The organism is Epibacterium ulvae, assembly GCF_018678075.1.
GTDB classification, from domain to species: Bacteria; Pseudomonadota; Alphaproteobacteria; order Rhodobacterales; family Rhodobacteraceae; genus Epibacterium; species Epibacterium ulvae_A.
Window position 1 is genome coordinate 1 of sequence record NZ_JAHHIR010000053.1, and the last position, 25,480, is coordinate 25,480.

Consider the following 25,480-nt stretch of genomic DNA (forward strand, 5'->3'; position numbering starts at 1 on the left):
CGTGAATCGTGCCTTCATTTGTCCGTCCTTTTGTTGGGCGGACTCTACACTAATCTGGAGGAGTTTTAGGGGCTCAGGTCAAGATGAGCATGCAGAATGCTTTGCTGAAGGAAGCTTAAGGAAAAAAGCGTTAAGACCGTCCACTGCCCGGCAGGGCATTGCCCTGCAATGTCCCGAGAGGGACGGAGACGAGAGATGGCCATGAATGCGGTCGCGCGGCATGGGGTCAGCATTGCGTTGGCCAGCCGCACATTCCAAATCTGTGAGACGTGTTATCGCTACAGCCCAGTGCTGAGCGATGAGAACGAAGAGATTTCTGACTGGCTTGAACGTCTTGCCGTTGCCTGGCAGGGCATTGAAAATGCCCGAGAAGAGGCAAACAAGCGCTCCTGGGGTTTTGGGTTGTGTTTCTTTGTATCTGCGCAACGTTCAAGGCTATGGCTGGAACCACAAGCGTGTCTACCCATTGGCTGACAGGCGATTGTGCAGCAATCTGCCGAGAAGCGGATCTACTGTGAACTGGAGCTGAACCTGCGGATCAAGCCCAAGAAGCGCCTCAAGCGTGACAAGCCTGAACCGTTGGCGGTCCCAGGCCTGCCAAACGACACGTGGTCGATGGATTTTATGGCGGATCAGCTTGCAGATGGCCGTTCGATCCGGACATTAAACGTGCTTGATGACTTTAATCGCAAAGGTCTGTGCATTGAAGTGGACTTCTCGTTGCCCGCCGAGCGGGTCGTGCGCAGCTTGAACCAGATCATTGAATGGCGGGGTAAACCGCAGACGATACGGGTCGACAATGGCCCCGAATACATCAGCGGGAAGCTGATGGAATGGGCTGAAAAGCATGGCGTTCGCCTCGAACATATCCAACCAGGCAAGCCGCAACAGAACGCCTATATCGAGCGCTACAATCGCACCGTTCGCGCCTCTCATCGAACCTTCATTTCGACTGCCGTGCAGTGGGACGAATGGTTGGGACAATACATCTTCGAAACAATCGAGGAGGCATAGGATCAGGCAACCGAACGGCTCTGGACTTACAACAACGAGCGCGCCAACATGGGCATCGGCGGCATGACACCCGCTATGAAGCTGAAAACAGCCGCGTGAATCGAACGGCTGAGCCCCATTAAAAATGGGGAATTACCGGGGAAACCACGACCCAAAGGCAAAACCCCGCACCATCTCTAGCGCGAGGTCCTTTAAGTCTTTGAAAATCCGTTCTTAAACGGAGCGTTCGACCATCATCTGCTTGATGTTGGCAATCGCCTTGGCAGGGTTCAGGCCTTTGGGGCAGGTCTTGGCGCAGTTCATGATGGTGTGGCAGCGATACAGTTTGAACGGATCTTCCAATTCGTCCAGACGCTCACCGGTTGCCTCATCACGGCTGTCGATGATCCAGCGATAGGCATGCAGCAAGGCCGCGGGCCCCAGGTAGCGATCACTGTTCCACCAGTAGCTCGGGCAAGAGGTCGAGCAGCTGGCGCACATCACACATTCATACAGGCCGTCTAGTTTCTTACGGTCCTCAATGGACTGTTTCCACTCTTTAGCCGGACGGTTGGTCTTGGTCTCCAACCACGGCATGATCGAGGCGTGCTGCGCGTAGAAATGCGTCAGATCCGGGATCAGATCCTTGACCACCGACATGTGTGGCAGCGGATAGATCTTCACGTCGCCCTCAACCTCATCCAGACCATAGATACAGGCCAGCGTATTGATGCCGTCGATATTCATCGCACAGGACCCACAGATCCCTTCGCGGCAGGAGCGGCGGAAGGTCAGGGTTGGATCAATCTCATTCTTGATCTTGATCAGCGCGTCCAGGATCATCGGACCACATTTGTCCATATCCAGGAAGTATGTGTCCAAGCTGGGGTTTTTGCCATCATCCGGGTTCCAGCGATAAATCTGGAACTTCCGTACGTTGGTGGCCCCTTCCGGCTTTGGCCAGGTTTTACCCGTGGTGATGCGGGAATTCTTCGGGAGTGCAAATTCAACCATATCTGTATCTCCTTAGAATGTCCGCGCCTTGGGCGCGATTTTGGCCAGCGAGATGCCGCCTTCGTCCTCAGATGTCAGCGGATCCAGAACCACCGGGCGGAAGCTCAGGTCTACCTTGTTGCCGTCCACGCGGGTCACCGAGTGGATGCGCCAATTCTCATCGTCGCGAGTGCTGTAATCCTCATGCGCGTGGGCGCCACGGGATTCTTTACGCGCTTCCGCGCCAACGATTGTCGCCAAAGCGTTAGGCATCAAGTTGTCGAGTTCCAGGGTTTCCATCAGGTCAGAGTTCCAGACCAGCGAGCGATCGGTAACCTTGAGGTCGTCCATCTTGGCCGCGATCGCGGTCATTTTCTCGACACCCTCTTTCAGGGTTTTGTCGGTGCGGAACACGGCTGCATCAGACTGCATGGTCTTTTGCATTTCCAGACGCAGATCTGCAGTTGCCATCGAACCATTTGCATTGCGCAGCGCGTCGAAACGATCAAACGCCTTGTCGATGGAAGACTGGCTCAGAACTGGGTTGGACGCATCTTTGTCGACCACTTTACCCGCTCGGATCGAAGCCGCGCGGCCAAAGACCACAAGGTCGATCAAGGAGTTCGAGCCCAGACGGTTGGCACCGTGCACAGACGCACAGCCCGCTTCGCCAGCCGCCATCAGACCAGGAACAACGGCGTTTGGATCTTCCGCAGTTGGGTTCAGAACCTCACCCCAATAGTTGGTCGGGATACCGCCCATATTGTAGTGAACGGTCGGCAGAACCGGGATCGGCTCTTTGGTGACGTCAACACCGGCAAAAATCTTGGCCGATTCAGAGATACCCGGCAGACGTTCCGCCAGCGCGTCGGCAGGCAAGTGGCTGAGGTTCAGGTGAATGTGATCACCGCCCTCGCCCACGCCGCGTCCCTCGCGGATTTCCATGGTCATCGAACGCGAAACATAGTCACGCGGCGCCAGGTCTTTGTAGTTTGGCGCGTAACGTTCCATGAAGCGTTCGCCTTCGGAGTTGGTCAGATAACCACCTTCGCCGCGTGCACCTTCGGTGATCAGACAACCGGACCCGTAGATGCCGGTTGGGTGGAACTGAACGAATTCCATATCCTGCAGCGCAAGACCCGCGCGGGCCACCATGCCGCCACCGTCGCCGGTGCAGGTGTGAGCCGAGGTTGCCGAGAAATAGGCGCGCCCGTAACCACCGGTTGCCAGCACCACCATCTTGGCGTTGAAGACATGCATGGTGCCGTCGTCCAGCTTCCAGCAGACAACACCCTGACATTGACCGTCATCCGACATGATCAGGTCAATGGCGAAATACTCGATATAGAATTCCGCGTTGTTCTTCAGCGACTGACCATACAGGGTGTGCAGGATCGCGTGACCGGTCCGGTCGGCTGCTGCACAGGTCCGCTGAACGGGGGGACCTTCACCAAATTCGGTGGTGTGGCCGCCAAAGGGACGCTGGTAGATCTTGCCCTCTTCGGTCCGCGAAAACGGCACGCCGTAGTGCTCCAGCTCGTAAACCGCTTTGGGGGCTTCACGGGCGAGGTATTCCATCGCATCCGTATCACCCAACCAGTCAGAGCCTTTGACGGTGTCATACATGTGCCACTGCCAGTTATCCGGACCCATGTTGGACAGAGAGGCCGCGATGCCGCCCTGTGCTGCAACTGTGTGCGAGCGGGTCGGGAACACTTTGGAGATACAGGCGGTCCGCAGACCCTGTTCTGCCATGCCAAGCGTCGCACGCAGACCCGCACCACCTGCGCCTACGACAACGACGTCGTATTCGTGGGTTTCATATTCATATGCTGCTGTCATCGTTTCTTGTTCCTTGTCGCGCGCATTAAAGGGCGAGTTTGACGAGGGCAAACAAACCCGCGGCAATCAGGGTGTAAGCAAAGGCGCCAACGGCAACCAAGGCCAGTTTTTCGGCCGTGCCGTGCATGTAGTCTTCGATCGCGACCTTCGCCTCGTTCATCAGGTGAAGTGTGATCACGACCAGGCTCAGCCCCATAACGATCGCTGGGAAGGGGCGGCTGAAGTAGGCTTGCACCTCTTCGAACGTGCCACCGATACCGGCGCCGAGGGTAAAGATGAACAGGGGAACCAGAGGGACCAGCAGGATGGAGCTGACCATCATCTGCCAGTGGTGATGTGTACCGCTGCCGCCAGCACCAAGGCCGTGGGCGCGTTTACGATCGGTCAAATAACGCATGGATCGCTCCTTTATACCGCAACGATTGTGACGACGGTCAGGCCGGTTGCGACGATGAACATCAGCAGACCCAGTTTTTCGGAAAAGTCGACGTCGAGCCCGTATCCAAAGTCCCACATGACATGGCGCAGACGGCCCAGCATGTGATACCACAGGGCCCAGGTGCCGCCCAACATGATCAGGTCTCCAAACCAGCTGCGCACAAATCCGTCGATGCCAGCAAAGGCGGTTTCAGAGGTTGCAGCGGCGACCAGCCACCAAACAAACAGAACCGCCAGAACCAGCGAAGCAATCGCTGTGATGCGGACCATGATTGACGAACCTGACGTCATTTGCGGGCGATAGATTGTCAAATGGGGCGACAGAGGGCGGTTGCCCCGATTCACATCGGCCATAGGTGGCTCCTTTCCGGTTAGCTGTGCTCGTTTTACCGGATTTTTGCCCGCTGTCACGCTAAGGTCGGGTAAATTTTGCGCTGCAGCATGGCTGTTGGCGCTAAAAAAATGAGATTGTGATCACGGCAACATATTAAGTGATCACAAATATTTTCTGACTGTTTTTGTTGGACATGAAACAATTCTGCGTTGCGTTGCATCTAGGTAATTCGAAAAAGATTAATCCATTGCAACAGCAGCGCGCAAAAATTGGCGGTCGTGCCAGAAACAAACAACGCGCCCGGATGACAGGGCGCGCCGTATGGGCGGTCGCGGCTGAACCAGTTCAGGTACCACATCATATACAAAGAATGATCCCGGTCAGAGCGGCATCAAGGCCCAGTAGTCGAGATCCAGCAGAACCTCGGGGCGGTATTTTCCGTCCTCGCCTTTGAGCGCAAATGCCTCACCACCAGAGATCGCAACCAGTCGCAGACGGATCGCACCCACGCCGGGGGCGGCGGTTTCCGCCTTGTCCAGAACCTCGGACCAGGCGCGGATGGTGGTGCCGGACAGACAAGGGTTGGCGTGTGCGCCGCCGTTCAGACCCACGATCATCTGCGCATTGGCCAGACCATTAAAGGACAGGGCGCGCGCCATTGAAATCACATGGCCGCCATAGATCAGCCGGGTGCCATCGGGGCGGGCGGTGGTGTCGAAATGAACCTTGGCCGTGTTTTGCCACAGGCGCGTGGCCAGCATGTGCTCGGCTTCTTCCACGGTGACGCCATCAACGTGATCGATCGTTTCGCCAATCTCGTAGTCCCCCCAACGATGGGGTTCGCCTGCAAGTGTGAAATCGTAATTGCTGAAATCTAGCCCGGTTAGGATCACCAGATCGGCGGGGTCGATCACTTTGGACAGTTCGGGAATGACGGTGTCCGGGGCAGCTGCCGCCAAATCCCGTTTGCGCACCATGACCCAGCGGACGTATTCCATGACCACGTCATCGTTCTGGTTCAGGCCGCGCGTGCGCACATAGACGACGCCGGATTTACCGTTGGAGTTCTGCTTGACGCCGATCACCTCAGATTCCGAGCGCAGCGTGTCACCTTCATAGACCGGCAGCAGCCAGCGCCCTTCGCCATAGCCAAGATTGGCAACTGCGTTCAGCGAGACATCGGGCACCGTCTTGCCAAAGACGATGTGAAACGCCGCCAGATCATCCAGTGGCGCACGGGGCAGACCAACCAAGGCCGCAAATTCATCCGAAGAATACAGCGCGTGGCGCGCCGGGTAGAGCGCATGATAAAGCGCGCGCTCGCCCCCGGACACGGTGCGGGGCACCGCGTGTTTAATCACGTCGCCCACTGTGTAATCTTCGAAAAAACGGCCAGAGTTGGTCTTTGCCATTAGTGCTCTCCCAATTTGGTGTCAGGGGTATATGCGCCCTCAACCTCCTTCACCACGGATTGCCCACAGCGCATGATGCCTTTGGCGGCGTCAAACGCATAGGCGGGGTCGCCGTGCAGCTCCCAGCCCTTGTTCAGGGCGTCGGTGACTTTGTGGCAGAAGGCAGACGTATCGTCTTCGCTCAAAAAACGGTAAAGTTTCATAGTGTTATCCTCCAAAAGGCGATGGACCAACGAGGCCGTGCACATAGCCGACCGCGCCCACCAGCACAATTGAAGCGCCAAAGAACATAGCGTCCTTGGCCAAGGTGCCCTTGGGCCCCGGTGTCCATTCCTGTTCGGCGCGGTTGATCACTTTGATCTCGACCACGGTCCAGACCAGCATCGAGCCAAACAGGGCAAAGGAAGCCACGTCCCAATTCACCAACAGATGCGCCACAGCCCAAAGGCCCAGCCCCATCAGCATCGGATGACGCAGTCCGTTAAGAAGCGCGCCTTTCTTGGGGGCCGGGCTCATCATGTAAAAAGCCACCAGAACCAGCAAGTTATTGATGCCTTTAAGCGCGGCATTGGGCGCGGCCAGGTCGTAAACGTCCGCCGTTTTATAGCCCCAGATCATCAAAATGATGCTGGCAAACAGCGCCAGTGCAATAGGGCCCTTGCCCTTTTCACCAAGGGCGGCGCGTTTGGCCGGGGCCAGACGTTTGAACAAATGGGCTGCCCACCAGAGCAGGATGCCTAAGACAAGAAGTGCCATGTCAGTCTCCGCAGAATGTAAATCTGCTAAACACTTAGGCCTCTAGCGCTGCGATTGCATCCGCTTTGGCGAGAATTTCGCGGGCTGTTGCCACATGGAGGTTTTCGACGATTTTACCATCCACAACGGCAACGCCCTGCCCGACTGCCTCGGCCTCTTCAAAAGCAGCGATTTGGCGACGGGCCAGATCAATTTCCGCATCAGACGGGGCAAAGGAGGCGTTGGCCATATCGACCTGCGCCGGGTGGATCAGGGTTTTGCCATCCATACCCATATCGCGGCCCTGATCGCATTCGACGGCCAGACCTTCGGCATCCTTGAAGGCGTTATAGACCCCATCGACGATGATCTTACCCTCGGCCTTGGCAGCGAGAAGACACATATTGAGGCCACCCATCAGCGGCAGGCGGTCGGAGCGGAAGCGGGTCTGCAACTCTTTGGCGAGGTCATTGGTGCCCATCACCAGCCCTTCGAGCTTGGGGTGCGCCGCGATTTCAACCGCGTTCAACATGCCGCGCGGGGTCTCCATCATCGCCCACAGGGGAATATCGCCCGTAATTTCCGCAAGTGCATCCAATTCCGCCGCGCGGTCGACCTTGGGCAGGAGCACCGCGTCACAACCCATCTTGGCGGCGGCTGCAGCATCGGCGCGGCCCCATTCGGTGTCGAGCCCGTTGATGCGCACGATTTTCACCCGCGCGCCATAGCCGCCCTCTTCCAAGGCCTGGGCTAGGGTTTGGCGGGCATTTTCCTTTTCTTCCAAGGACACAGCGTCTTCGAGGTCAAAGATAATGGCATCCACAGGCAGGCCGCGGGCCTTGTCCAGCGCCCGGGGTTTGGAGCCGGGGATATAGAGAACGGAACGGTACGGACGGTTGCGCAAAGCCATGAATATCTCCCGATGAGTCATAAAATTGCCAGATTGCTATCGTTTTAGAAATATGATTTCAACAGTAATTCTTCTGCGCTGCAGAAAAACTGTGCAAATACCGGTCATATTCCGTGTCGAAAATGTCAAACTTGGGGGTGCGCGCGCTGCGTTAACCAGTTTGCAGGGTCTTCCTGAGACAGTTTTCATACGGGACCGAGTTCATTGCATCGACCACGTGCAGGCGGATCCGTTGGCAGGAAAACCTGCCTTATCGTCAAACCGGCCAGTTTGCAGAGCGTTATGGGGGCGTGGAATGCACTTTTGCGGGCGGCCGTTCCGGAAAGGGTAAAACCCATGAAGAAGACGACTATGACTGTCATCGCCGCGCTGGTCAGCACCGTTTTGACTGCGCCCGTTGTTCAAGCCCAGACGGCCAGTCGCAACTGCGCACCGCGTGAAGTTGTCGTGCAACGATTGGCCGATAAATACGGCGAAAGCCGCAAAAGTATCGGCATCGGCCAACAAGGCACCGTGATGGAGACATTTGCCTCAGAAGATACCGGCACCTGGACCATCACCGTGACAATGCCAACTGGCGTGACCTGCCTAGTGGCCTCTGGCCAGTCGTTTGAGACATTGGCTGAAGTTGTCCCGGACCCGGAACAAGACGCCTGAGATTTCGACCCATTTGGGGCGTTTTGATGCTGGCCCAGCGAATACCATTTAACTGCCATGCGGGCTTTTCCTGTGTGTATGACCGACATCGCCGTTATGTGCGACCGTCAAACAGCCAAAGAACAGCCCCGCCCGGTGAGTAGATTGACCTTCTGATTCATCATCGCGCGGGGTCGATCATGTGCGAAATTGCGCCGAAGTAACGCAGGCCCAAGCAGTGCAAGTGCTGCACGCGCATGGATGCAAACCTGCGCTACTTTTTTGTAATCACATAACATAGAATCGCGGCACGCGGTAGATGGTAGCCCCCTGAAACAGACCGGAACAGTTTGAAAAATGATCGGGAATTCATCCGTAGAAACACCGGTTCCGCAAAAAATCCGAGCCCACCGCAAAAACATCCACGGGCCGAAAAGCGCCTTATTTGCAGATTATTTTGCACCTGCGAGCATGAAACTCAGTAGGGTTTGATTACGATTGAACGTGGCTGAACACTTGCGCCACTCGGCGTTAAACCGTAGGCATCCTATGATTTTCAACCGGACCGGAGATACATTCCAATGGCTCGACCCAAAATTGCCCTTATCGGCGCAGGCCAAATCGGCGGCACCCTGGCACACCTCGCAGCCCTGAAAGAACTTGGCGACGTTGTTCTGTTTGACATCGCAGAAGGCACCCCAGAAGGCAAAGCCCTCGACATCGCAGAATCCGGTCCATCAGAAGGCTTTGACGCCACGCTGAAAGGCACTCAGGATTACGCCGATATCGCAGGCGCAGATGTCTGCATCGTGACAGCAGGCGTTCCCCGCAAACCCGGCATGAGCCGTGATGACCTGCTGGGCATCAACCTCAAAGTGATGAAATCCGTTGGTGAAGGCATCCGCGACAACGCGCCTGATGCGTTTGTAATCTGCATCACCAACCCGCTGGACGCGATGGTCTGGGCGCTGCAGAAATTCTCTGGCCTGCCCACAAACAAAGTCTGCGGCATGGCAGGTGTTCTGGATTCCGCACGTTTCCGCCACTTCCTGGCAGACGAATTCGAAGTCTCCATGAAAGACGTTACCGCATTCGTTCTGGGCGGCCACGGCGATACAATGGTTCCGTCGGTACGTTATTCCACCGTTGCAGGCATACCGCTGCCGGATCTGGTGAAAATGGGCTGGACCACACAAGAGAAGCTGGACGCGATCCTGCAGCGCACACGTGATGGCGGCGCTGAAATCGTTGGTCTGCTGAAAACCGGTTCTGCGTTCTATGCACCTGCTACCGCAGGCATCGAAATGGCCGAAGCCTACCTGAAAGACCAAAAGCGCGTCCTGCCCTGTGCGGCCTTCTGTGACGGCGAGCTGGGTGTGAAAGACATGTATGTGGGCGTGCCCACCGTGATCGGGGCCGGCGGCATCGAAAAAGTTGTCAACATCACCCTGACAAAAGAAGAGCAGGACATGTTCGGCAACTCTGTCAACGCTGTAAAAGGCCTGATGGATGCGTGCAAAGGCATCGACGGTTCGCTGGCATAAGTTTGACCGACGAACAAGATTTTGAAGGGCGCCCGTTGTGGCGTCCTTCTTTGTTTTTGGCTGCTCCGCCTTTTCGAAAACCGTTGGTGTTAGATGCGCACCAATGCCGCAAAAACGGTTTTCTGTAGCTGTTGCAAATAACCTTCGGCACTCCACGCGCCTTGAAGAACACAATTGGCCCAATTGTCCATATTGAGCAAAGCAAAGTAGTAATCCGTTGCCTGAGCCTGCCTCATGCCACTGGCCAAATCCCCGTCCTCATCCAGAGCACCAATGGCTGCGGCGCAGCCCTCTTTCATCGCGTGGGTTCTGTTTTCCCAAGCGGCCTTGGCCTCACTATCGACGGGGCCCATGCGCATAAGCGCCTGCTGAATGGGATAGATCACGGGGAAGAATTCCAACATTGCGACCGTAAATGCTTCAATCCGCAGTTTACCGGTATCGGCCTCCCGACTGGCTGCGAGGCGTGCGTCGACATCCAACGTATCACCAAAGTGCCGGACTGCTGCAATCAGCATGTCGGTCCGATTGGAAAAATGGGCATCGACAGTTTGCCGGGTGACACCCGCGGCCTTGGCCACATCAATCATGCGAAGCGCCGATTGATCGGGATGCAACAGCAAGGAAATCACCGTTTCAAGAAGGTGTAAACGTGTTTGCTCGAGCTTATTTGACATAGTGTAAAATTATATTTGACACGGTGTAAGGTTTTTTCTGCAAATCTTACATCGTGTCAACGGAGGCTAATTATGCCAAAACTTGAGAATATCTTTCTAATAGTGTCTGCGGCCGTTCTTGTAGCCGTTGGATCAGCCTTATCATTTGCTCCGGACGTGCTCTATCACGGGTCAGGAGCGGGTTTGCCGGATATGACGTTATTGCGATCCGATTTACGGTCGGGTGGAGCACTATTGCTGTTGATCGGACTCTATGCGTTCTGGTCAGCACTTTTTGCGCAAGAGTTACGCCCTGCACTTGGCCTTTCGGCCCTCACTTACCTGGGATATGGTTTGGGGCGCCTTGTCAGCATCGGATTTGATGGCCCTGCAACCGGTACATTGCTGACCATCATCGTTTTGGAATGGATCTTGGGACTTATTGCGCTGGTATTTGCCATGCGGTGCGGCGCAGTTCAGCTAAATCACCAGGCCACTGTCGCATAAAGTTCGCAAATATTGTGGATACCTTTTGACAGTGCCAATAGTCTTTGTGTTGCGCTCAGCCGGACGCAGCACGAATCATGTTAGCGCCAAGGGCTCGGCACTTGTGATCACACCCCGAAATAGCGTGATCACAAAATCAAAAAATCTTCGATATTTCTGCGCTCCCCGTCAAATAAACCTTTAACCCAAAGGTGTATCTGGGCTCAATAACAACGGACAATTGTAGCCAGACGGGACAGTTTCTCATGAACATCCATGAATATCAGGCCAAGGCCCTTTTGAAGAGCTATGGCGCACCAGTATCAGAAGGTCGCGCTGTACTGAAAGCAGAAGACGCCAAAACCGCAGCAGGCCAGCTGGACGGCCCTCTTTGGGTTGTAAAAGCCCAGATCCACGCGGGCGGTCGCGGCAAAGGCTCCTTTAAGGAAGCTGACGCAGGCGAAAAGGGCGGTGTACGCCTCACCAAGTCGGTTGAAGAAGCCGCTGAAGAAGCCAAGAAGATGCTGGGCCGCACCCTGGTCACGCATCAGACCGGTCCTGCAGGCAAGCAGGTCAACCGCATCTACATCGAATCCGGTGCAGGTATCCAGACCGAGCTGTATCTCGCGCTGCTGGTGGACCGTGTCACCTCGCGCGTTTCGTTCGTATGCTCCACCGAGGGCGGCATGGACATCGAAGAGGTTGCCGAAAGCACCCCTGAGAAGATCCTGTCTTTCTCTGTTGATCCGGCAACCGGATACCAAGCCTACCACGGCCGTCGCATCGCGTTCTCCTTGGGCCTCGAAGGCACACAGGTGAAAGAATGCGTCAAGCTGATGGGTCTCTTGTACAAAGCCTTCGTTGAGAAGGACATGGAGATGCTGGAGATCAACCCGCTGATCGTGACCGACGAAGGTTCGCTCAAGGTTCTGGACGCCAAGCTGGGCTTTGACGGCAACGCGGTTTACCGCCACGCCGATGTCGCTGCCCTGCGCGACGAATCCGAAGAAGACCCCAAAGAGCTGGAAGCGTCGAAATACGACCTGAACTACATCACGCTCGACGGTGAAATCGGCTGCATGGTGAACGGCGCTGGTCTGGCGATGGCCACAATGGACATCATCAAACTCTATGGTGCTGAGCCTGCGAACTTCCTCGATGTTGGTGGCGGTGCGACCAAAGAGAAAGTGACGGAAGCGTTCAAGATCATCACCTCTGACCCCAACGTCAAAGGCATCCTGGTCAACATCTTTGGTGGCATCATGCGCTGCGACGTGATCGCGGAAGGTGTGATTGCGGCTGTGAAAGAAGTTGGTCTGGAAGTGCCGCTGGTTGTGCGTCTGGAAGGCACCAATGTTGAGCTCGGCAAAGAGATCATCAACAACTCGGGCCTGGACGTCATCGCAGCAGACAACCTGTCTGACGGTGCCGAGAAAATCGTGAAGGCGGTTAAGGGTTAATGAAGGCGACCGTCGCACTTCTTTCCTTGCTTTTGGCAACGACCTCTGCGCATGCGAAGGGTCTCTCTGACCGTGCAGCAGAGATTTTCGAACAGGCTTGTCTGTCGAAACCTGTGCTTGCCATAAGCAATGGATCGGATGCGGGCGAGGTTGCTTTGGCCGCGAAATACGCAGGAGATGTCTTCGCGTATTTTGATGCCAAAGGGCAGGCAAAGGGCCTTAGAGGAACTCCGAGATATGAATTGGGAAGCTCTGGAACCGGCCGCTTCACCCGCTATGTGACGTCGAAAGACCTCACAGCAAGCGACGTCGTCAAAAAGTTCAAGCGATTGACAAGAGTAGCAAGTCAAGGGTCAAAACCAACCTTTCTTGGCCCGCAAAATTCGATGACGATCCAGATCGCTTCATCGAAGGAAAGAGGGCGGAATTTGAAAGTGACGGCCGCAAGTTGCAGCTGGAAGCCTTCTTTTTCATGGCTGAGCAAGGTCCCGTTGGCGCTCTTTTCTTGACACTTGAACACAGGGTTTCTCGCTAAACCGGGACATTCAATAGAACCTTCAAACGGAACAAAATGAAACTCGCGACGTATCTCATATCTCTGACCCGGGCGACCGGGCGACATGCTCAGATGGGTGTGACGCTTGCGGCTGCGCAGGTGGAGGCGAAGTACGTCGAGGCAGTGGATTTGCAGGACACCCCACACGAGGAGCTGTTGCGTAAGTGCAATAGCTTTGGTCCGTGGGGTGTGTTTGCGCCGGGTAATATGGCCTGCACGCTGAGCCATGCAAAAGTCTGGGAGACTTTTCTGGCCTCAGATGCGGATGTGGCGCTGGTATTGGAGGACGATGTCTTCCTGTCGCCAGAACTGCAGCACTGGCTTGAGGACCTCAGCTGGTGGCCGCAAGGCTGCCAGATGGTCAGCCTGGAATTTTGGCGCAGCAAATCGATGCGGGTTCTGCTGGGGGCGTCTGCACGCTCTCATCTGGGTCGCAACGTGGCGCCGATGTTGTCCCGCTACCCCGGTGCGGCCGGCTATATGCTGACGCGCAAAGGGGCTGAGGTTCTGTTAGCGCAGGCACCGTTTGACATGACGGTGGATGCGCTTTTGTTCAATCCTATGGTCTCTGCTCCGGCACGAGATCTGAAGCCCGTTCAAATCGATCCCGCCCTGATCAAACAGGGCAACACGCCTATCGACGAAGACAGCTTTCTTGGGCATGCGGCGCGCAAGCCATCTGGAGAGCTTTTGAAACGTCAAAAACGCCTGCGGGGCATCGCGGAACTGAAAGCCGTGCCCCTGCAACTCCTTCGTCTGGTCACAGGGGCCGCGCGTCTGACGCGTGTGACTTATGCCGACCGGACATTCACCGACGACAGCGCGGCGGCTGCCGCACAGGCAAACACCGCATAATCGAAAGGAAGGGACATCATGGCAGTCCTCATCGACGAAAACACCAAAGTGATCTGTCAGGGCTTTACCGGCTCGCAGGGCACATTCCACTCGGAACAAGCCATCGCATACGGCACCAAAATGGTTGGTGGCGTGACCCCAGGCAAAGGTGGTCAGACCCACTTGAACCTGCCGGTTTTCAACTCGGTTCACGAAGCCAAGCATGTGACCGAAGCCAATGCATCCGTGATCTATGTTCCGCCCCCCTTTGCGGCTGACTCGATCCTGGAAGCGATTGACGCGAACATGGAACTGATCGTCTGCATCACCGAAGGCATCCCTGTGCTGGACATGATGAAGGTAAAGCGCGCGCTGGAAGACAGCACCTCGCGTCTGATCGGCCCCAACTGCCCCGGCGTTATCACCCCTGATGCATGCAAAATCGGCATTATGCCCGGCCACATTCACAAGCGTGGCTCAGTAGGCGTTGTGTCGCGTTCCGGCACCTTGACCTATGAAGCGGTAAAACAGACCGCAGACATCGGCCTGGGCCAGTCCACAGCTGTGGGCATCGGCGGCGACCCGATCAAAGGCACCGAGCACATCGACGTGTTGGACATGTTCCTGGACGATGATGAGACTCAGTCGATCATCATGATCGGTGAGATCGGTGGCTCTGCAGAAGAAGAAGCTGCAGAATTCCTCGCCGAGCAGAAGAAAAAAGGCCGCTGGAAGCCGGTTGCTGGTTTCATCGCCGGCCGCACGGCCCCTCCCGGCCGCCGCATGGGCCACGCTGGCGCGATTGTTGCCGGTGGTAAAGGCGGCGCAGACGACAAGATCGAAGCGATGAAATCCGCAGGTATCATTGTTGCAGACAGCCCTGCCGGTCTTGGCGAAGCTGTTCTGAAAGCGATCGACAAATAATGCCGGTTCGAGACTGTCATCATGACAGGCTCGACCTGAGAAAACGAGGTGGGCGCCCCGTGCCCGCCTCTGGCATCCTATGGGATCATGCTGCCAATCGGGCACACGTGCCCTATTCGCAGCGCGATCCGGTCAAGATTTCACCATTCTGAAACCCTTCATGACCACGCTGCCGCACAAGATCTGAAAAGATACGGTCCGAACCCACAAGAGGCATTAAAATGACCGAACAAAGCCCGAATGACATCTTCCACGCGTCCTCGTTCATGCAGGGACACAATGCGGAATATCTGGAGCAGCTTTACGCCCAATACGCAAACGACCCAAATGCCGTTGATCAGGCCTGGGCCGAGTTCTTCCGCCAGATGGGTGATGCAGAGCTGGACGTAAAGAAAGAGGCCGAAGGCCCGTCCTGGGCGCGCGCCGATTGGCCGCCTGCGCCAACGGATGAGGACACGGCTGCGCTGACCGGTGAATGGCCGGTGGCACCTGCCGAAGCAAAGGGTGCTGGCAAGAAGATCAAGGAAAAAGCGGCCTCGACCGGGGTTGAGATTTCGGACGCGCAGGTTCAACGCGCGGTGCTGGATTCTATCCGCGCCCTGATGCTGATCCGCGCCCACCGTATTCGCGGCCACCTGGCAGCAAACCTGGACCCGCTGGGTCTGCACGGGCGCGAGCCGCATCCGGAACTGGATCCCAAAGCCTATGGGTTTACAGATGCGGATATGGATCGCCCGATCTTTATCGACAATGTTCTGGGTCTGCAGGTCGCCTCCATGCGCCAGATCGTGGACATTGTGCGCCGCACCTATTGTGGCACCTTTGCGCTGCAGTACATGCATATCTCCGACCCCGAGCAATCCGCATGGCTGAAAGAGCGTATCGAAGGCTACGGCAAGGAAATCCAGTTCACCCGTGAAGGGCGCAAGGCGATCCTGAACAAGCTGGTTGAGGCCGAAGGTTTTGAGAAATTCCTGCACGTCAAATACATGGGTACTAAACGCTTTGGTCTGGATGGCGGCGAAAGCCTTATCCCGGCGATGGAACAGATCATCAAGCGCGGCGGTGCGCTGGGTGTTCAGGACATCGTAATCGGCATGCCGCACCGGGGCCGTTTGTCGGTTCTGGCAAATGTGATGCAGAAACCCTATCGCGCGATCTTTAACGAATTCCAGGGTGGCTCGTTCAAGCCCGAGGATGTGGATGGCTCGGGTGACGTGAAATATCACCTTGGTGCCTCGTCCGACCGTGAGTTTGACTCCAACACGGTTCACCTGTCGCTGACCGCGAACCCCTCGCACCTGGAAGCGGTGAACCCGGTTGTTCTGGGTAAAGTGCGCGCCAAACAAGACCAGCTGGGTGACGGCTCACGCACCACGGTTCTGCCGATCTTGCTGCACGGCGATGCCGCCTTTGCGGGCCAAGGTGTGGTTGCGGAATGTTTTGCCCTGTCTGGTCTGCGCGGCCACAAGGCTGGCGGCACCATCCATATCGTTGTGAACAACCAGATCGGTTTCACTACAGCGCCGCATTTCTCGCGTTCGTCACCTTATCCAACCGACAATGCGTTGGTTGTCGAAGCGCCGATCTTCCACGTGAACGGCGACGACCCCGAAGCCGTTGTTCATGCGGCCAAGGTTGCGACCGAGTACCGCCAGAAATTCCACAAGGACGTGGTTCTGGATATCTTCTGCTACCGCCGGTTTGGTCACAACGAAGGCGACGAGCCGATGTTCACCAACCCGTTGATGTACAAGAAGATCAAGGGTCACAAAACCACCCTTTCGCTTTACACCGAGCGTCTGGTCAAAGACGGTCTGATCCCCGAGGGGGAGATCGAGGACATGAAAGCGGCCTTCCAGGCGCATTTGAACCAAGAGTTCGAAAGCGGCAAGGAGTACAAACCCAACAAAGCCGACTGGCTGGATGGGCGCTGGTCGCATCTGGACAAGCAAGACGCGGATTATCAACGTGGCCAAACAGCGATCAAGCCAGAAACCCTGGCCGAAGTTGGTCGTGGTCTGACCACCCTGCCCGAGGGCTATCCGGTTCACAAAACCATCAACCGCTTCCTGGGCGCCCGCGCCAAGATGTTTGAAACCGGCGAAGGTTTTGACTGGGCAACCGGTGAAGCCATGGCGTTTGGCTCGCTGGCGACCGAAGGCTATCCAGTCCGTCTGTCAGGTCAGGATGCTACACGCGGCACTTTCTCACAACGCCACTCTGGCATTGTGAACCAGGACACCGAAGAGCGCTATTACCCGATCAACAATATCCGCCCCGGTCAGGCCCAGTACGAAGTCATCGACTCGGCCCTGTCGGAATATGCGGTTCTGGGTTTTGAATATGGCTACTCGCTGGCGGAACCCAATGCGCTGACCCTGTGGGAAGCTCAGTTCGGTGACTTTGCCAACGGCGCGCAGATCATGTTCGACCAGTTCATCTCATCCGGTGAAAGTAAATGGCTGCGGATGTCTGGTCTGACGGTTCTGCTGCCACACGGGTTTGAAGGCCAAGGCCCCGAGCACTCCTCGGCACGTCTGGAGCGCTTCCTGCAGATGTGTGGTCAGGACAACTGGATCGTGGCGAACTGTACAACGCCTGCGAACTACTTCCACATCCTGCGTCGTCAGCTGCACCGGACGTTCCGGAAGCCGCTGATCCTGGTGACGCCAAAATCCCTGCTGCGCCACAAGCTGGCGGTCAGCAAGGCGGAGGAATTCACCACCGGGTCCAGCTTCCACCGCGTGTTGTGGGATGACGCGCAACAGGGTCTGTCCGACACCAAACTGGTCGAAGACAAGAAGATCAAACGCGTCGTTCTGTGTTCGGGCAAGGTCTATTACGACCTGCTGGAAGAGCGTGACGCGCGTGGCATCGATGATGTCTACATCATGCGGATCGAACAGTATTACCCGTTCCCGGCGATCTCGCTGGTGAAGGAACTTGAGCGTTTCAAGGACGCCCATATGGTCTGGTGTCAGGAAGAGCCCAAGAACCAGGGCGCCTGGTCGTTCATCGAGCCCAATATCGAATGGGTGCTAACCCGTATCAAAGCGAAACATTCGCGCCCGGCATATGTCGGTCGTGCCACATCGGCCTCGCCTGCAACCGGCCTGGCCAGCGAACACAAAGCCCAACAAGCGGCGCTTGTTAACGAAGCGCTGAGCATCTGAGGAAGACAGAGAAATGACCACTGAAGTGCGTGTGCCCACTCTGGGCGAATCCGTAACTGAAGCAACTGTGGCGACCTGGTTCAAGAAACCGGGTGACGCAGTGGCACAGGACGAAATGCTGTGTGAGCTGGAAACCGATAAGGTCACCGTCGAAGTACCGGCCCCGGCGGCTGGCACCCTGGGTGAAATCGTTGCAGGCGAAGGCGAGACTGTTGGTGTTGATGCGCTGCTCGGCATGATCACTGCGGGCGGTGCGGCAGCAGCTGCAGCCCCTGCGGCGGCTCCGGCCCCTGCGGCAGCTGCTCCGGCAGCGGATGCGGGCGCGTCGACCGATGTTATGGTTCCCACCTTGGGTGAATCCGTGACCGAGGCGACCGTGTCCACTTGGTTCAAAGCCGTTGGCGACACCGTCGCGCAGGACGAGATGCTGTGTGAGCTGGAAACCGACAAAGTCTCTGTCGAAGTGCCCGCCCCAGCCGCCGGTGTTCTCACCGAGATCACAGCGCCCGAAGGTGCAACCGTTGACGCAACCGCGAAACTGGGTGTGATCGGTGGATCTGCGGGTGCAGCTGCGCCGGCCGCCGCGCCTGCTGCTGCTGCCGCTCCTGCAGCTGCTGGCAAAGACATCGCCAATGCGCCATCGGCGGAGAAAGCCATGGCCGAAGCCGGTCTGAACGCCGCAGGTGTTGCAGGTACTGGCCGCGACGGTCGCATCATGAAGGACGACGTTGCCCGCGCCGTTGCAGCCACTGCTGCAACCCCTGCGCCTGCCGCCGCTGCCGCACCTCGTGCGCCAGTACCAGTTGACGACGCCGCCCGCGAAGAGCGCGTGAAAATGACCCGCCTGCGCCAGACCATCGCCAAGCGTCTGAAAGACAGCCAAAACACCGCAGCCATGCTAACCACCTACAACGAGGTCGACATGACCGAGGTGATGGCGCTGCGCAAAGAGTACAAAGAGCTGTTTGAGAAAAAGCACGGCGCGCGTCTGGGCTTTATGTCCTTCTTCACCAAGGCCTGCTGCCACGCACTGAAAGAAGTGCCTGAGGTGAACGCCGAGATCGACGGCACCGACATCGTGTACAAGAAATTTGTTCACATGGGTGTCGCCGCTGGTACCCCAACAGGTCTGGTTGTTCCGGTCATCCGCGACGCTGATGCGATGTCCTTTGCCGAGATCGAAAAAGCCATCGCCGAAAAGGGCAAACGCGCCCGTGACGGCAAACTGTCGATGGCAGAAATGCAGGGCGGCACCTTCACCATCTCTAACGGTGGTGTCTACGGTTCGCTGATGTCCTCGCCGATCCTGAACCCCCCACAGTCCGGTATCCTGGGCATGCACAAGATCCAGGATCGCCCGATGGCGATCAATGGCAAGGTTGAGATCCGCCCGATGATGTATCTGGCCCTGTCCTATGACCACCGTATCGTCGACGGCAAAGGTGCTGTGACCTTCCTGGTTCGCGTCAAAGAAGCCCTCGAGGATCCGCGCCGTCTGCTGATGGATCTGTAAATCGATGGCGCCTATCACGCCCGCTGAGTTTCGCTTTCGCTTTGCAGCTTGGGCTGCAGTTCGAGCATCTCAGCGAGGCGTGAGCGGGCTCAAAGTTGACCTAGCATTAGCTGCGCTCAGGAATATCGGCTTCGAGGAACTGGCAAAAAACCCAACCGCTATCCCAGGTACTGTGGAAGAGTTTGACGCATTGCACCACACGTGGTGCAATACCCTGGTCGCAGAACTGCAGCCGAACGTTAATGCAAGCTATGGCGTTGCAGCAAAGGTCATCAACGTTTTCATCAAAGCGCTGTGCCTTTCAGATTTCGGCAGTATCGACCCTTCTGTTTCTGGGCGTACCAACGTCTTTCATCCGCCTGTTGATCGACAGGTTCTGAACGGGCTGGCAAAGAGCAAGACCCTTTCCCGCACTGACAAAATCTACTGGCGTAGAATGCGAGATACTGGGTGGACCAGATTTGATCAGGATACCTACAACGACGTCATCAGAAGGATGCGCATCCTAGCGAATAACGAGCTGTGGCGGATCGAAGCATATTGGTCAGATCATGCCGCGGTCATCTAATCCCATTCATCTTTTCCCAAATACTTCGGGGGAGGCCCGTTCTTGGGCCGGGGGCAGAGCCCCCTCCCCGCTCTCAAAACCCAAAGGAGCACATATAAATGTCATCCTATGACGTCATCATCATCGGCGCGGGCCCTGGCGGCTATGTGTCGGCCATCCGTTGCGCCCAGCTGGGCCTGAAAACCGCCATCGTTGAGGGTCGCGAAACCCTGGGCGGCACCTGCCTGAACGTGGGCTGTATCCCGTCAAAGGCGCTGCTGCACGCAACGCACCAGCTGCATGAGGCAGAGCATAACTTTGCCAAGATGGGCCTGAAGGGCAAATCGCCTTCGGTCGATTGGAACCAGATGAAGTCCTATAAGGATGAAGTCATCGGCCAGAACACCGGTGGTGTTGAGTTCCTGATGAAGAAGAACAAGATCGACTGGCTGAAAGGCTGGGCGTCTATTCCGGCGGCCGGTCAGGTCAAGGTTGGTGATGAGACCTACGCGACCAAGAACATCGTGATCGCCTCTGGCTCTGTCCCCTCCTCCCTGCCGGGTGTTGAGGTCGACAATGACACGGGCGTTGTCGTCGACAGCACCGGCGCACTGGAACTGCCGAAGGTCCCAAAGAAGATGATTGTCATCGGTGCGGGCGTTATTGGTCTGGAACTGGGGTCGGTCTATGCGCGTCTGGGGTCAGAAGTCACCGTGGTTGAATATATGGACGCGGTCTGCCCCGGCATGGACAAGGACGTTCAGCGCGGCTTTAAGAAGATCCTCGAAAAACAGGGCCTGAACTTTATCATGGGCGCAGCCGTTCAAGGTGTCGATGCGACCAAAACCAAAGCCAAAGTCAAGTATCAGCCCAAGAAAGGCGGCGACGAAGTTGTCTTGGACGCGGATGTGGTGCTGGTTGCCACCGGTCGCAAACCCTATGCCGAGGGTCTGGGACTGGACGCATTGGGTGTCAAACTGACCGAGCGCGGCCAGATCGCCACTGACGCCAAATGGGCCACCAACGTGCCGGGCGTCTATGCCATCGGTGACGTAATCGAAGGTCCGATGCTGGCGCATAAAGCCGAAGACGAAGGCATGGCGGTTGCCGAAGTGATCGCGGGCAAACATGGCCACGTGAACTATGGCGTCATTCCGGGTGTCGTTTACACCACGCCTGAGGTTGCCACCGTCGGTGCCACCGAGGATGCGCTAAAGGCCGAAGGTAAGAAGGTCAAAGTTGGAAAATTCTCCTTTATGGGCAATGGCCGAGCCAAGGCCGTGGGCCAGGCCGATGGGTTTGTTAAAATCATCGTGGACGCCGAAACCGACCGCGTTCTGGGCGCTGCTATCATCGGCCCCGCAGCCGGTGACATGATCCACGAGATCTGTGTGGCCATGGAATTCGGCGCTTCTGCCGAAGACATCGCCCTGACCTGCCACGCACACCCGACCTATTCCGAAGCGGTCCGCGAAGCCGCCCTGTCCTGCGGCGACGGCGCCATCCACGCCTAAGGCAACGATATCCAAGCCCGCTCATTATTTTGAGCGGGCTTTTTCTATTGGGTTCGATTTGAACAAAGTCATTTTCTGTCTCTTTATTCTGGCCGGTCTTGGGATCGGTTTTTTCGGTGCTTCACAACTATGGCCGCGCGAAAGCCGCGCTGAGCGGATCATGTGGTTGTTTGCACAGTATTGCATCCCTCCCTACTCCCAAGATCTGGACGCGACACTCAACCAAAGGTTGAACAGATGGACGCCGTTGCCTGGGGTTGTAAGCTGGGTTGACGACAGATCCGCCAGTGTTTTGCGCACAGACGCGCAGCGGTGCAGTATTGCGACCAACGTGCCTTTTGCCCTGAGCCGTGACGAGGCTGCGGAGTTGCGCGATTTGGTCGACGTCTTTGCGCGTCAGCAGTTTCCTGAACTGGCTTATGACCCCAAATCCACGATGGGTGACACAGAGCTTGCAACAGCATGGGTGTATGGCGCGGTCGCCACGCCTGAACGCTGGGGGATTTATGCGTTTGCGTATCCTGATTGGGGTGACAGCGCGGGCAGTATTATGAGTTTTAGCCGCAGGAAAAGTGGCCGGTGAGCAAATCACCGGCCAGTTGAGTATGGCCCGCTTTGGCGGCTGGGCCAACTTTCGGAACATGGGCGACACAGAGACGGAGGGTGTCGCCTGTAGACTCTCACGCCGTGGCAGGGTGTTTCCGTCGGGCGCGCATTGCAAAAATCAGAAAAAATTCAATGCGAACAATTCGCTGCCCGAAAGGGGTTGGGAAAACCTTAAGTCAGACCGGTTGTTTTGACCTTGGTCTGAGTTTTCTTTTTCCGCAGACGGCGGGCGGCTTTGACAAAGGGGACGGAATACAACTTCCAGCAGCTATCCATCTCCATCGACTTCATGCCGGCGACACCGAATTTCACGTCCCGATTGTCGTCGGGCATGATGTAAGTGCCAAAGATCACGTCCCAGATCGGAAAGAGAAAGGCGAAGTTCTTGTCGAAATGGGCCGGGTGGCAGCTGTGGTGAACGTGGTGATGGGCTGGCGAAGGAAAGACCTTGGACCAGACACCGGGCCAGCGCAGCCAGATGTGGGAATGACGCAGATTATAGGCCAGGATATTGAACAGAAACATCAACACGGGCACGCCGAGAATGCTGGGCAGGCTGGGCACCACATCCAGCACCAGATAGGCCCCTCCGGTCACTGCGCCGTAGCCCAGGCCGATGCAGAGCTGATACAACAGATTGTCGATCGGGTGTTCACGGTAATTGGACAGCGGGTGCATGACCTCGGCGCTGTGGTGGACTTTGTGGAATTCCCACAGGATCGGCACTTTGTGCTGCAAGTAATGCACGCCCCAGCCAATGAAATCGGACACCAAGGTAGAGACAAACATATAGGCGATCACGATCACCCAGCTGAGACCGCCCTGCGCCGTTGTCGGCAAAGAGGTGATCGACACCCCGGTCATCAGGCGAAACACCATTGCTGCCGCACCGGCCAACAGGCCGAACATCAGGAAATGACCGATCAGCTTGTGAAAGAAGAAATAACGCACATCCAGCCAGGCAGAGGGGTGTCCCCAGACGGATTTGGGAAACAGAAACGCTACGAAACTATCGGGCGTCTCCGCTGATTTACGGGCACGGTGTACAGAATAGACCCCAAAGGCGACCAGGATCGACGTCGCCAGATAGAGGTAAAAGATCCGCTGGCTGGGGTCAAAAACCGCCATCAAGACATGTTTGGCATAGGCCAGATAAGTGGCAAAAAACTCCTGCACGGCGGGTCACCTCTGCGATTTACGACCTCATTATAACGGGTGGGGTTTGATCCCACCCGTCTTACTGTGCAGAAGTCTAATTAAAATTGTGGCAATCCTCGGACGCTACCACATTGTTTTTGCGGCGCGCGGGGCCCATTCGCGGTCATAGGTCTCACCACCTTCTTCGCCTTCGGTGGCCTCGGCTAGCAATTGGCCCACGGACGGCAGATCCGCGCTTTCGTCACTGCTTGTCCAGGTTTTGGAGCGGATCAGGGCGCGGGCGCATTGGGAATAGATCTCGGCGATGGTGATCACGATCACAGTGGCGGGCTGTTTGCCGTGTTTTTCAAACCGGGCGCGCAGCTCGGAGTCGGCGGTCAGAATTGCGCTGCCATTCACCCGGATCACATTGTTGGAGCCGGGCACCATGAACATCAGCGACACGCGTTTGTCGCGCACGATATTGCGTAAGGAATCGATGCGATTGTTGCCGCGCCAATCCGGCAGTGCCAGGGTCTGAGCGTCGAGCTCCATCACCACCGGCCCTTCGTCGCCGCGCGGGCTACCGTCCGTGCCTTCGGGACCAATTGTCGACAGCACGCAAAACCGAGAGGCCATGATCCATTTGCGATACAGCGGTGTCATCTGTGTCACCACCTTGCGCAGAGAGGGCGCGCCCGGAGCGCTGTAAAGGTCCTCTAGCTGTTCAAGTGTCTCGATTGGCTGCATGTTCAAAATCCTATTCTGTCCGAACGTGGTCGATAGGCCCATCTTTTCCGCAGTCGGCCTCTCCTTACGGTGCTCAGATGCTGGCGCAAAATGGCAAAAATGCACCCTGCGCAAAATTGGGCTGCGCAGGGTTTACGTCGGAAAATCTGATGGTTTTATGACAAAAGCTTGTGGTGTTTGACACGATCGCGCGAGGACGCGTTAGGCCGTGTTTTTCGCGCTCCACTCCAGCGCTTCGCCAATCAGCTCTGCCACGGTGGGCAGGTCCTGACTTTGATCGCCGGCAGTCCAGGTCTCGGCCCGTTTCAGAGCCTGGGCGCATTGGCCGTAGACTTCGTGGATCGACACAAGGATCACGGTTCTGGGTTGTTTGCCGTTCCGGTCAAATCGCGCACGCAGCACGGGGTCGGCGGTCAGACGCGCGGTACCGTTGATGCGCACCACATTATCGGAGCCCGCCACCAGAAACATCAGTGAGATCCGCCCGTCGCGGATGATATTGCGCAGACTGTCCAAGCGGTTGTTGCCGGGCCAATCCGGCAGCGCGAGGGTTTTGGAATCCAGCACCTGTACCACCGGCCCTGTGTCTCCGCGCGGGCTGTCGTCGGTGCCTTCGGGGCCAACGGTGGCCACCATGCACAGGCGCGATGCCATGATCCATTTCTCATAAAGCGGTGACAATTCTGCCATCACCTTGTTGATCACCAGATCCGCTGGTGCTTCATAGAACGCCTCAAGCGCTTCTACGGTTTCGATATAGTCAACTTGGGTCAAAGCCTGCCTCTTTCATCAAGGCGTTCGAGCGGGTTTCGACCACGTCTTCCACCCGCGCCATGAACGCGTCCTTGGACAGTCCTGGGGCAATTGGGTCGAGGAATTCAATAACCGCCACGCCGGGCTTTCGTAAAATTCCCGTGCGTGGCCAGAAAAGGCCCACATTGGTGGCAACCGGCACGCAGGGCTGGCCCAGTTGTTCATACAGAACCGCGGCGCCGACTTTGTAGGGTTTGTGCACACCGGGGGCGACCCGGGTTCCCTGGGGGTAGATCACCAGCTGGCCGGGTTCCGCAAATTCCTTGGCCACGTCTTGGACCATTTTGGCAATCGTGGTGCCGCCTTTGCCACGCTTCACCGGCACGCAGCCCAGACGTTTGGCATAAAGACCGATAACCGGCGTCCACATCAGCTCGCGTTTCATGATGAATTTCGGCCAGGGCATATGGCCAAAGAGGATCAGAATATCCAGGAAGCTCTGGTGCTTAGAGGCGATGACAACCTCATCCCGTGGGATGGTACCGCGAATTTCGGTGCGGATGCCCACCATCCAGCGCGCGCTCCACAGCACCCAAGTGCAATAGACCTTGCAGGCGAGTTTGGCACCCGATTTGGAGAAAATAGCCAGCGGTGCAAAGAGGATGCCAAGGATCAGCATCGCCGCGTAGATCTGTACCATATACAAAAGCGATCGTAGCCATTGGATAAGG

At 56.8% G+C, this 25,480-nt stretch carries 25 protein-coding genes and 1 pseudogene; 13 read left to right on the top strand and 13 right to left on the bottom strand.

Translation table 11 applies throughout. The features are described 5' to 3' along the window. Positions 1 to 174: 174 nt before the first annotated feature. Positions 175 to 1,113, top strand: a pseudogene (locus KMP13_RS13340) (DDE-type integrase/transposase/recombinase); the annotation flags it as partial. Positions 1,114 to 1,227: 114 nt separating this feature from the next. On the opposite strand, the gene KMP13_RS13345 reads toward KMP13_RS13340, so the two are convergent. The 8 genes from KMP13_RS13345 to KMP13_RS13380 all read right to left on the bottom strand — a co-directional run bounded on the left by KMP13_RS13345 (position 1,228) and on the right by KMP13_RS13380 (position 7,657). After that, positions 1,228 to 2,007, bottom strand: coding sequence for a succinate dehydrogenase iron-sulfur subunit (locus tag KMP13_RS13345; RefSeq protein ID WP_215266332.1), 780 nt, complete (start codon positions 2,005 to 2,007; stop codon positions 1,228 to 1,230). A 12-nt stretch (positions 2,008 to 2,019) separates the two neighbouring features. Next, the gene (gene sdhA, locus KMP13_RS13350) at positions 2,020 to 3,828 is read right to left on the bottom strand and encodes a succinate dehydrogenase flavoprotein subunit (RefSeq protein WP_215266333.1); all 1,809 of its coding nucleotides are present in this window, start codon (positions 3,826 to 3,828) and stop codon (positions 2,020 to 2,022) included. 25 nt (positions 3,829 to 3,853) lie between these two features. Beyond that, positions 3,854 to 4,225 carry a succinate dehydrogenase, hydrophobic membrane anchor protein gene (sdhD, locus tag KMP13_RS13355; RefSeq protein ID WP_215266334.1) on the bottom strand — a complete coding sequence of 124 codons (372 nt, stop codon included), beginning with the start codon at positions 4,223 to 4,225 and terminating at the stop codon, positions 3,854 to 3,856. 11 nt (positions 4,226 to 4,236) lie between these two features. Further along, positions 4,237 to 4,620 carry a succinate dehydrogenase, cytochrome b556 subunit gene (gene sdhC / locus KMP13_RS13360; RefSeq protein ID WP_215266335.1) on the bottom strand — a complete coding sequence of 128 codons (384 nt, stop codon included), beginning with the start codon at positions 4,618 to 4,620 and terminating at the stop codon, positions 4,237 to 4,239. A 360-nt stretch (positions 4,621 to 4,980) separates the two neighbouring features. After that, positions 4,981 to 6,012 carry a MaoC family dehydratase gene (locus KMP13_RS13365; RefSeq protein ID WP_215266336.1) on the bottom strand — a complete coding sequence of 344 codons (1,032 nt, stop codon included), beginning with the start codon at positions 6,010 to 6,012 and terminating at the stop codon, positions 4,981 to 4,983. Beyond that, complete coding sequence (locus KMP13_RS13370) at positions 6,012 to 6,215, bottom strand: DUF1737 domain-containing protein (protein ID WP_215266337.1); 204 nt, start codon at positions 6,213 to 6,215, stop codon at positions 6,012 to 6,014. The genes KMP13_RS13365 and KMP13_RS13370 overlap by 1 nt, the downstream gene beginning before the upstream one ends. 4 nt (positions 6,216 to 6,219) lie before the next feature. Next, positions 6,220 to 6,768: an NnrU family protein gene (locus KMP13_RS13375; RefSeq protein ID WP_215266338.1), complete on the bottom strand. Its 549-nt coding sequence runs from the start codon at positions 6,766 to 6,768 to the stop codon at positions 6,220 to 6,222. 34 nt (positions 6,769 to 6,802) lie between these two features. After that, positions 6,803 to 7,657, bottom strand: coding sequence for an HpcH/HpaI aldolase/citrate lyase family protein (locus tag KMP13_RS13380; protein ID WP_215266339.1), 855 nt, complete (start codon positions 7,655 to 7,657; stop codon positions 6,803 to 6,805). A gap of 336 nt (positions 7,658 to 7,993) precedes the next feature. Here KMP13_RS13380 and KMP13_RS13385 point away from each other — a divergent pair, with 336 nt between their 5' ends. Beyond that, on the top strand, positions 7,994 to 8,314 hold the full coding sequence (locus KMP13_RS13385; RefSeq protein WP_215266340.1) for a hypothetical protein: 321 nt from the start codon (positions 7,994 to 7,996) through the stop codon (positions 8,312 to 8,314). Positions 8,315 to 8,874: 560 nt separating this feature from the next. Next, positions 8,875 to 9,837: a malate dehydrogenase gene (mdh, locus tag KMP13_RS13390; protein ID WP_215266341.1), complete on the top strand. Its 963-nt coding sequence runs from the start codon at positions 8,875 to 8,877 to the stop codon at positions 9,835 to 9,837. An 89-nt stretch (positions 9,838 to 9,926) separates the two neighbouring features. On the opposite strand, the gene KMP13_RS13395 is transcribed toward mdh, so the two are convergent. Continuing rightward, complete coding sequence (locus tag KMP13_RS13395; RefSeq protein WP_215266342.1) at positions 9,927 to 10,460, bottom strand: TetR/AcrR family transcriptional regulator; 534 nt, start codon at positions 10,458 to 10,460, stop codon at positions 9,927 to 9,929. Positions 10,461 to 10,586: 126 nt separating this feature from the next. Here KMP13_RS13395 and KMP13_RS13400 point away from each other — a divergent pair, with 126 nt between their 5' ends. From KMP13_RS13400 to KMP13_RS13445, 10 genes are all read left to right on the top strand, one after another. After that, positions 10,587 to 11,000: a DUF4345 domain-containing protein gene (locus KMP13_RS13400; protein ID WP_215266343.1), complete on the top strand. Its 414-nt coding sequence runs from the start codon at positions 10,587 to 10,589 to the stop codon at positions 10,998 to 11,000. A gap of 245 nt (positions 11,001 to 11,245) precedes the next feature. Further along, a complete protein-coding gene (sucC, locus tag KMP13_RS13405; protein ID WP_215266344.1) occupies positions 11,246 to 12,439 on the top strand; it encodes an ADP-forming succinate--CoA ligase subunit beta in 1,194 nt (397 codons plus the stop codon). Continuing rightward, positions 12,439 to 12,948 carry a hypothetical protein gene (locus tag KMP13_RS13410; RefSeq protein WP_215266345.1) on the top strand — a complete coding sequence of 170 codons (510 nt, stop codon included), beginning with the start codon at positions 12,439 to 12,441 and terminating at the stop codon, positions 12,946 to 12,948. Before sucC ends, KMP13_RS13410 begins: the two co-directional genes overlap by 1 nt. 62 nt (positions 12,949 to 13,010) lie before the next feature. Continuing rightward, positions 13,011 to 13,850, top strand: coding sequence for a glycosyltransferase family 25 protein (locus KMP13_RS13415; protein ID WP_215266347.1), 840 nt, complete (start codon positions 13,011 to 13,013; stop codon positions 13,848 to 13,850). 18 nt (positions 13,851 to 13,868) lie between these two features. After that, entirely contained in the window at positions 13,869 to 14,753 is an 885-nt protein-coding gene (sucD, locus tag KMP13_RS13420) for a succinate--CoA ligase subunit alpha (RefSeq protein ID WP_215266348.1), read from the top strand. Positions 14,754 to 14,974: 221 nt separating this feature from the next. Beyond that, positions 14,975 to 17,929, top strand: coding sequence for a 2-oxoglutarate dehydrogenase E1 component (locus tag KMP13_RS13425; RefSeq protein WP_215266349.1), 2,955 nt, complete (start codon positions 14,975 to 14,977; stop codon positions 17,927 to 17,929). Between the two features lie 13 nt (positions 17,930 to 17,942). Next, positions 17,943 to 19,442 carry a 2-oxoglutarate dehydrogenase complex dihydrolipoyllysine-residue succinyltransferase gene (gene odhB / locus KMP13_RS13430; RefSeq protein ID WP_215266350.1) on the top strand — a complete coding sequence of 500 codons (1,500 nt, stop codon included), beginning with the start codon at positions 17,943 to 17,945 and terminating at the stop codon, positions 19,440 to 19,442. Between the two features lie 4 nt (positions 19,443 to 19,446). Further along, positions 19,447 to 20,010, top strand: coding sequence for a hypothetical protein (locus KMP13_RS13435; protein WP_215266352.1), 564 nt, complete (start codon positions 19,447 to 19,449; stop codon positions 20,008 to 20,010). 98 nt (positions 20,011 to 20,108) lie between these two features. Beyond that, positions 20,109 to 21,503, top strand: a complete 1,395-nt coding sequence (lpdA, locus tag KMP13_RS13440; RefSeq protein WP_215266354.1) for a dihydrolipoyl dehydrogenase — start codon at positions 20,109 to 20,111, stop codon at positions 21,501 to 21,503. Between the two features lie 331 nt (positions 21,504 to 21,834). Beyond that, a complete protein-coding gene (locus KMP13_RS13445; RefSeq protein WP_215266355.1) occupies positions 21,835 to 22,086 on the top strand; it encodes a hypothetical protein in 252 nt (83 codons plus the stop codon). A gap of 194 nt (positions 22,087 to 22,280) precedes the next feature. Here KMP13_RS13445 and KMP13_RS20955 read toward each other — a convergent pair whose 3' ends face one another. From KMP13_RS20955 to KMP13_RS13465, 4 genes are all read right to left on the bottom strand, one after another. Continuing rightward, positions 22,281 to 23,285, bottom strand: a complete 1,005-nt coding sequence (locus KMP13_RS20955) for a sterol desaturase family protein (protein WP_215266356.1) — start codon at positions 23,283 to 23,285, stop codon at positions 22,281 to 22,283. A 105-nt stretch (positions 23,286 to 23,390) separates the two neighbouring features. Continuing rightward, on the bottom strand, positions 23,391 to 23,996 hold the full coding sequence (locus tag KMP13_RS13455; RefSeq protein WP_215266357.1) for a pyridoxamine 5'-phosphate oxidase family protein: 606 nt from the start codon (positions 23,994 to 23,996) through the stop codon (positions 23,391 to 23,393). Between the two features lie 201 nt (positions 23,997 to 24,197). Beyond that, the gene (locus KMP13_RS13460) at positions 24,198 to 24,770 is read right to left on the bottom strand and encodes an MSMEG_1061 family FMN-dependent PPOX-type flavoprotein (RefSeq protein WP_215266359.1); all 573 of its coding nucleotides are present in this window, start codon (positions 24,768 to 24,770) and stop codon (positions 24,198 to 24,200) included. Beyond that, complete coding sequence (locus tag KMP13_RS13465; protein WP_215266397.1) at positions 24,757 to 25,449, bottom strand: lysophospholipid acyltransferase family protein; 693 nt, start codon at positions 25,447 to 25,449, stop codon at positions 24,757 to 24,759. Before KMP13_RS13465 ends, KMP13_RS13460 begins: the two co-directional genes overlap by 14 nt. Positions 25,450 to 25,480 lie beyond the last annotated feature (31 nt).

Excerpts from the sequence above, each read along its gene's own strand:
- KMP13_RS13465 (WP_215266397.1), bottom strand. The coding sequence starts at position 25,449 with ATGGTACAGATCTACGCGGCGATGCTGATCCTTGGCATCCTCTTTGCA.
- KMP13_RS13345 (WP_215266332.1), bottom strand. The coding sequence starts at position 2,007 with ATGGTTGAATTTGCACTCCCGAAGAATTCCCGCATCACCACGGGTAAA.
- sdhC (WP_215266335.1), bottom strand. The coding sequence starts at position 4,620 with ATGGCCGATGTGAATCGGGGCAACCGCCCTCTGTCGCCCCATTTGACA.
- KMP13_RS13375 (WP_215266338.1), bottom strand. The coding sequence starts at position 6,768 with ATGGCACTTCTTGTCTTAGGCATCCTGCTCTGGTGGGCAGCCCATTTG.
- KMP13_RS13400 (WP_215266343.1), top strand. The coding sequence starts at position 10,587 with ATGCCAAAACTTGAGAATATCTTTCTAATAGTGTCTGCGGCCGTTCTT.
- KMP13_RS13370 (WP_215266337.1), bottom strand. The coding sequence starts at position 6,215 with ATGAAACTTTACCGTTTTTTGAGCGAAGACGATACGTCTGCCTTCTGC.
- sdhD (WP_215266334.1), bottom strand. The coding sequence starts at position 4,225 with ATGCGTTATTTGACCGATCGTAAACGCGCCCACGGCCTTGGTGCTGGC.
- sucD (WP_215266348.1), top strand. The coding sequence starts at position 13,869 with ATGGCAGTCCTCATCGACGAAAACACCAAAGTGATCTGTCAGGGCTTT.
- lpdA (WP_215266354.1), top strand. The coding sequence starts at position 20,109 with ATGTCATCCTATGACGTCATCATCATCGGCGCGGGCCCTGGCGGCTAT.
- sucC (WP_215266344.1), top strand. The coding sequence starts at position 11,246 with ATGAACATCCATGAATATCAGGCCAAGGCCCTTTTGAAGAGCTATGGC.
- KMP13_RS13415 (WP_215266347.1), top strand. The coding sequence starts at position 13,011 with ATGAAACTCGCGACGTATCTCATATCTCTGACCCGGGCGACCGGGCGA.
- KMP13_RS13410 (WP_215266345.1), top strand. The coding sequence starts at position 12,439 with ATGAAGGCGACCGTCGCACTTCTTTCCTTGCTTTTGGCAACGACCTCT.
- KMP13_RS13425 (WP_215266349.1), top strand. The coding sequence starts at position 14,975 with ATGACCGAACAAAGCCCGAATGACATCTTCCACGCGTCCTCGTTCATG.
- KMP13_RS13380 (WP_215266339.1), bottom strand. The coding sequence starts at position 7,657 with ATGGCTTTGCGCAACCGTCCGTACCGTTCCGTTCTCTATATCCCCGGC.
- sdhA (WP_215266333.1), bottom strand. The coding sequence starts at position 3,828 with ATGACAGCAGCATATGAATATGAAACCCACGAATACGACGTCGTTGTC.
- KMP13_RS13385 (WP_215266340.1), top strand. The coding sequence starts at position 7,994 with ATGAAGAAGACGACTATGACTGTCATCGCCGCGCTGGTCAGCACCGTT.
- KMP13_RS13455 (WP_215266357.1), bottom strand. The coding sequence starts at position 23,996 with ATGCAGCCAATCGAGACACTTGAACAGCTAGAGGACCTTTACAGCGCT.
- KMP13_RS13435 (WP_215266352.1), top strand. The coding sequence starts at position 19,447 with ATGGCGCCTATCACGCCCGCTGAGTTTCGCTTTCGCTTTGCAGCTTGG.
- mdh (WP_215266341.1), top strand. The coding sequence starts at position 8,875 with ATGGCTCGACCCAAAATTGCCCTTATCGGCGCAGGCCAAATCGGCGGC.
- odhB (WP_215266350.1), top strand. The coding sequence starts at position 17,943 with ATGACCACTGAAGTGCGTGTGCCCACTCTGGGCGAATCCGTAACTGAA.
- KMP13_RS13365 (WP_215266336.1), bottom strand. The coding sequence starts at position 6,012 with ATGGCAAAGACCAACTCTGGCCGTTTTTTCGAAGATTACACAGTGGGC.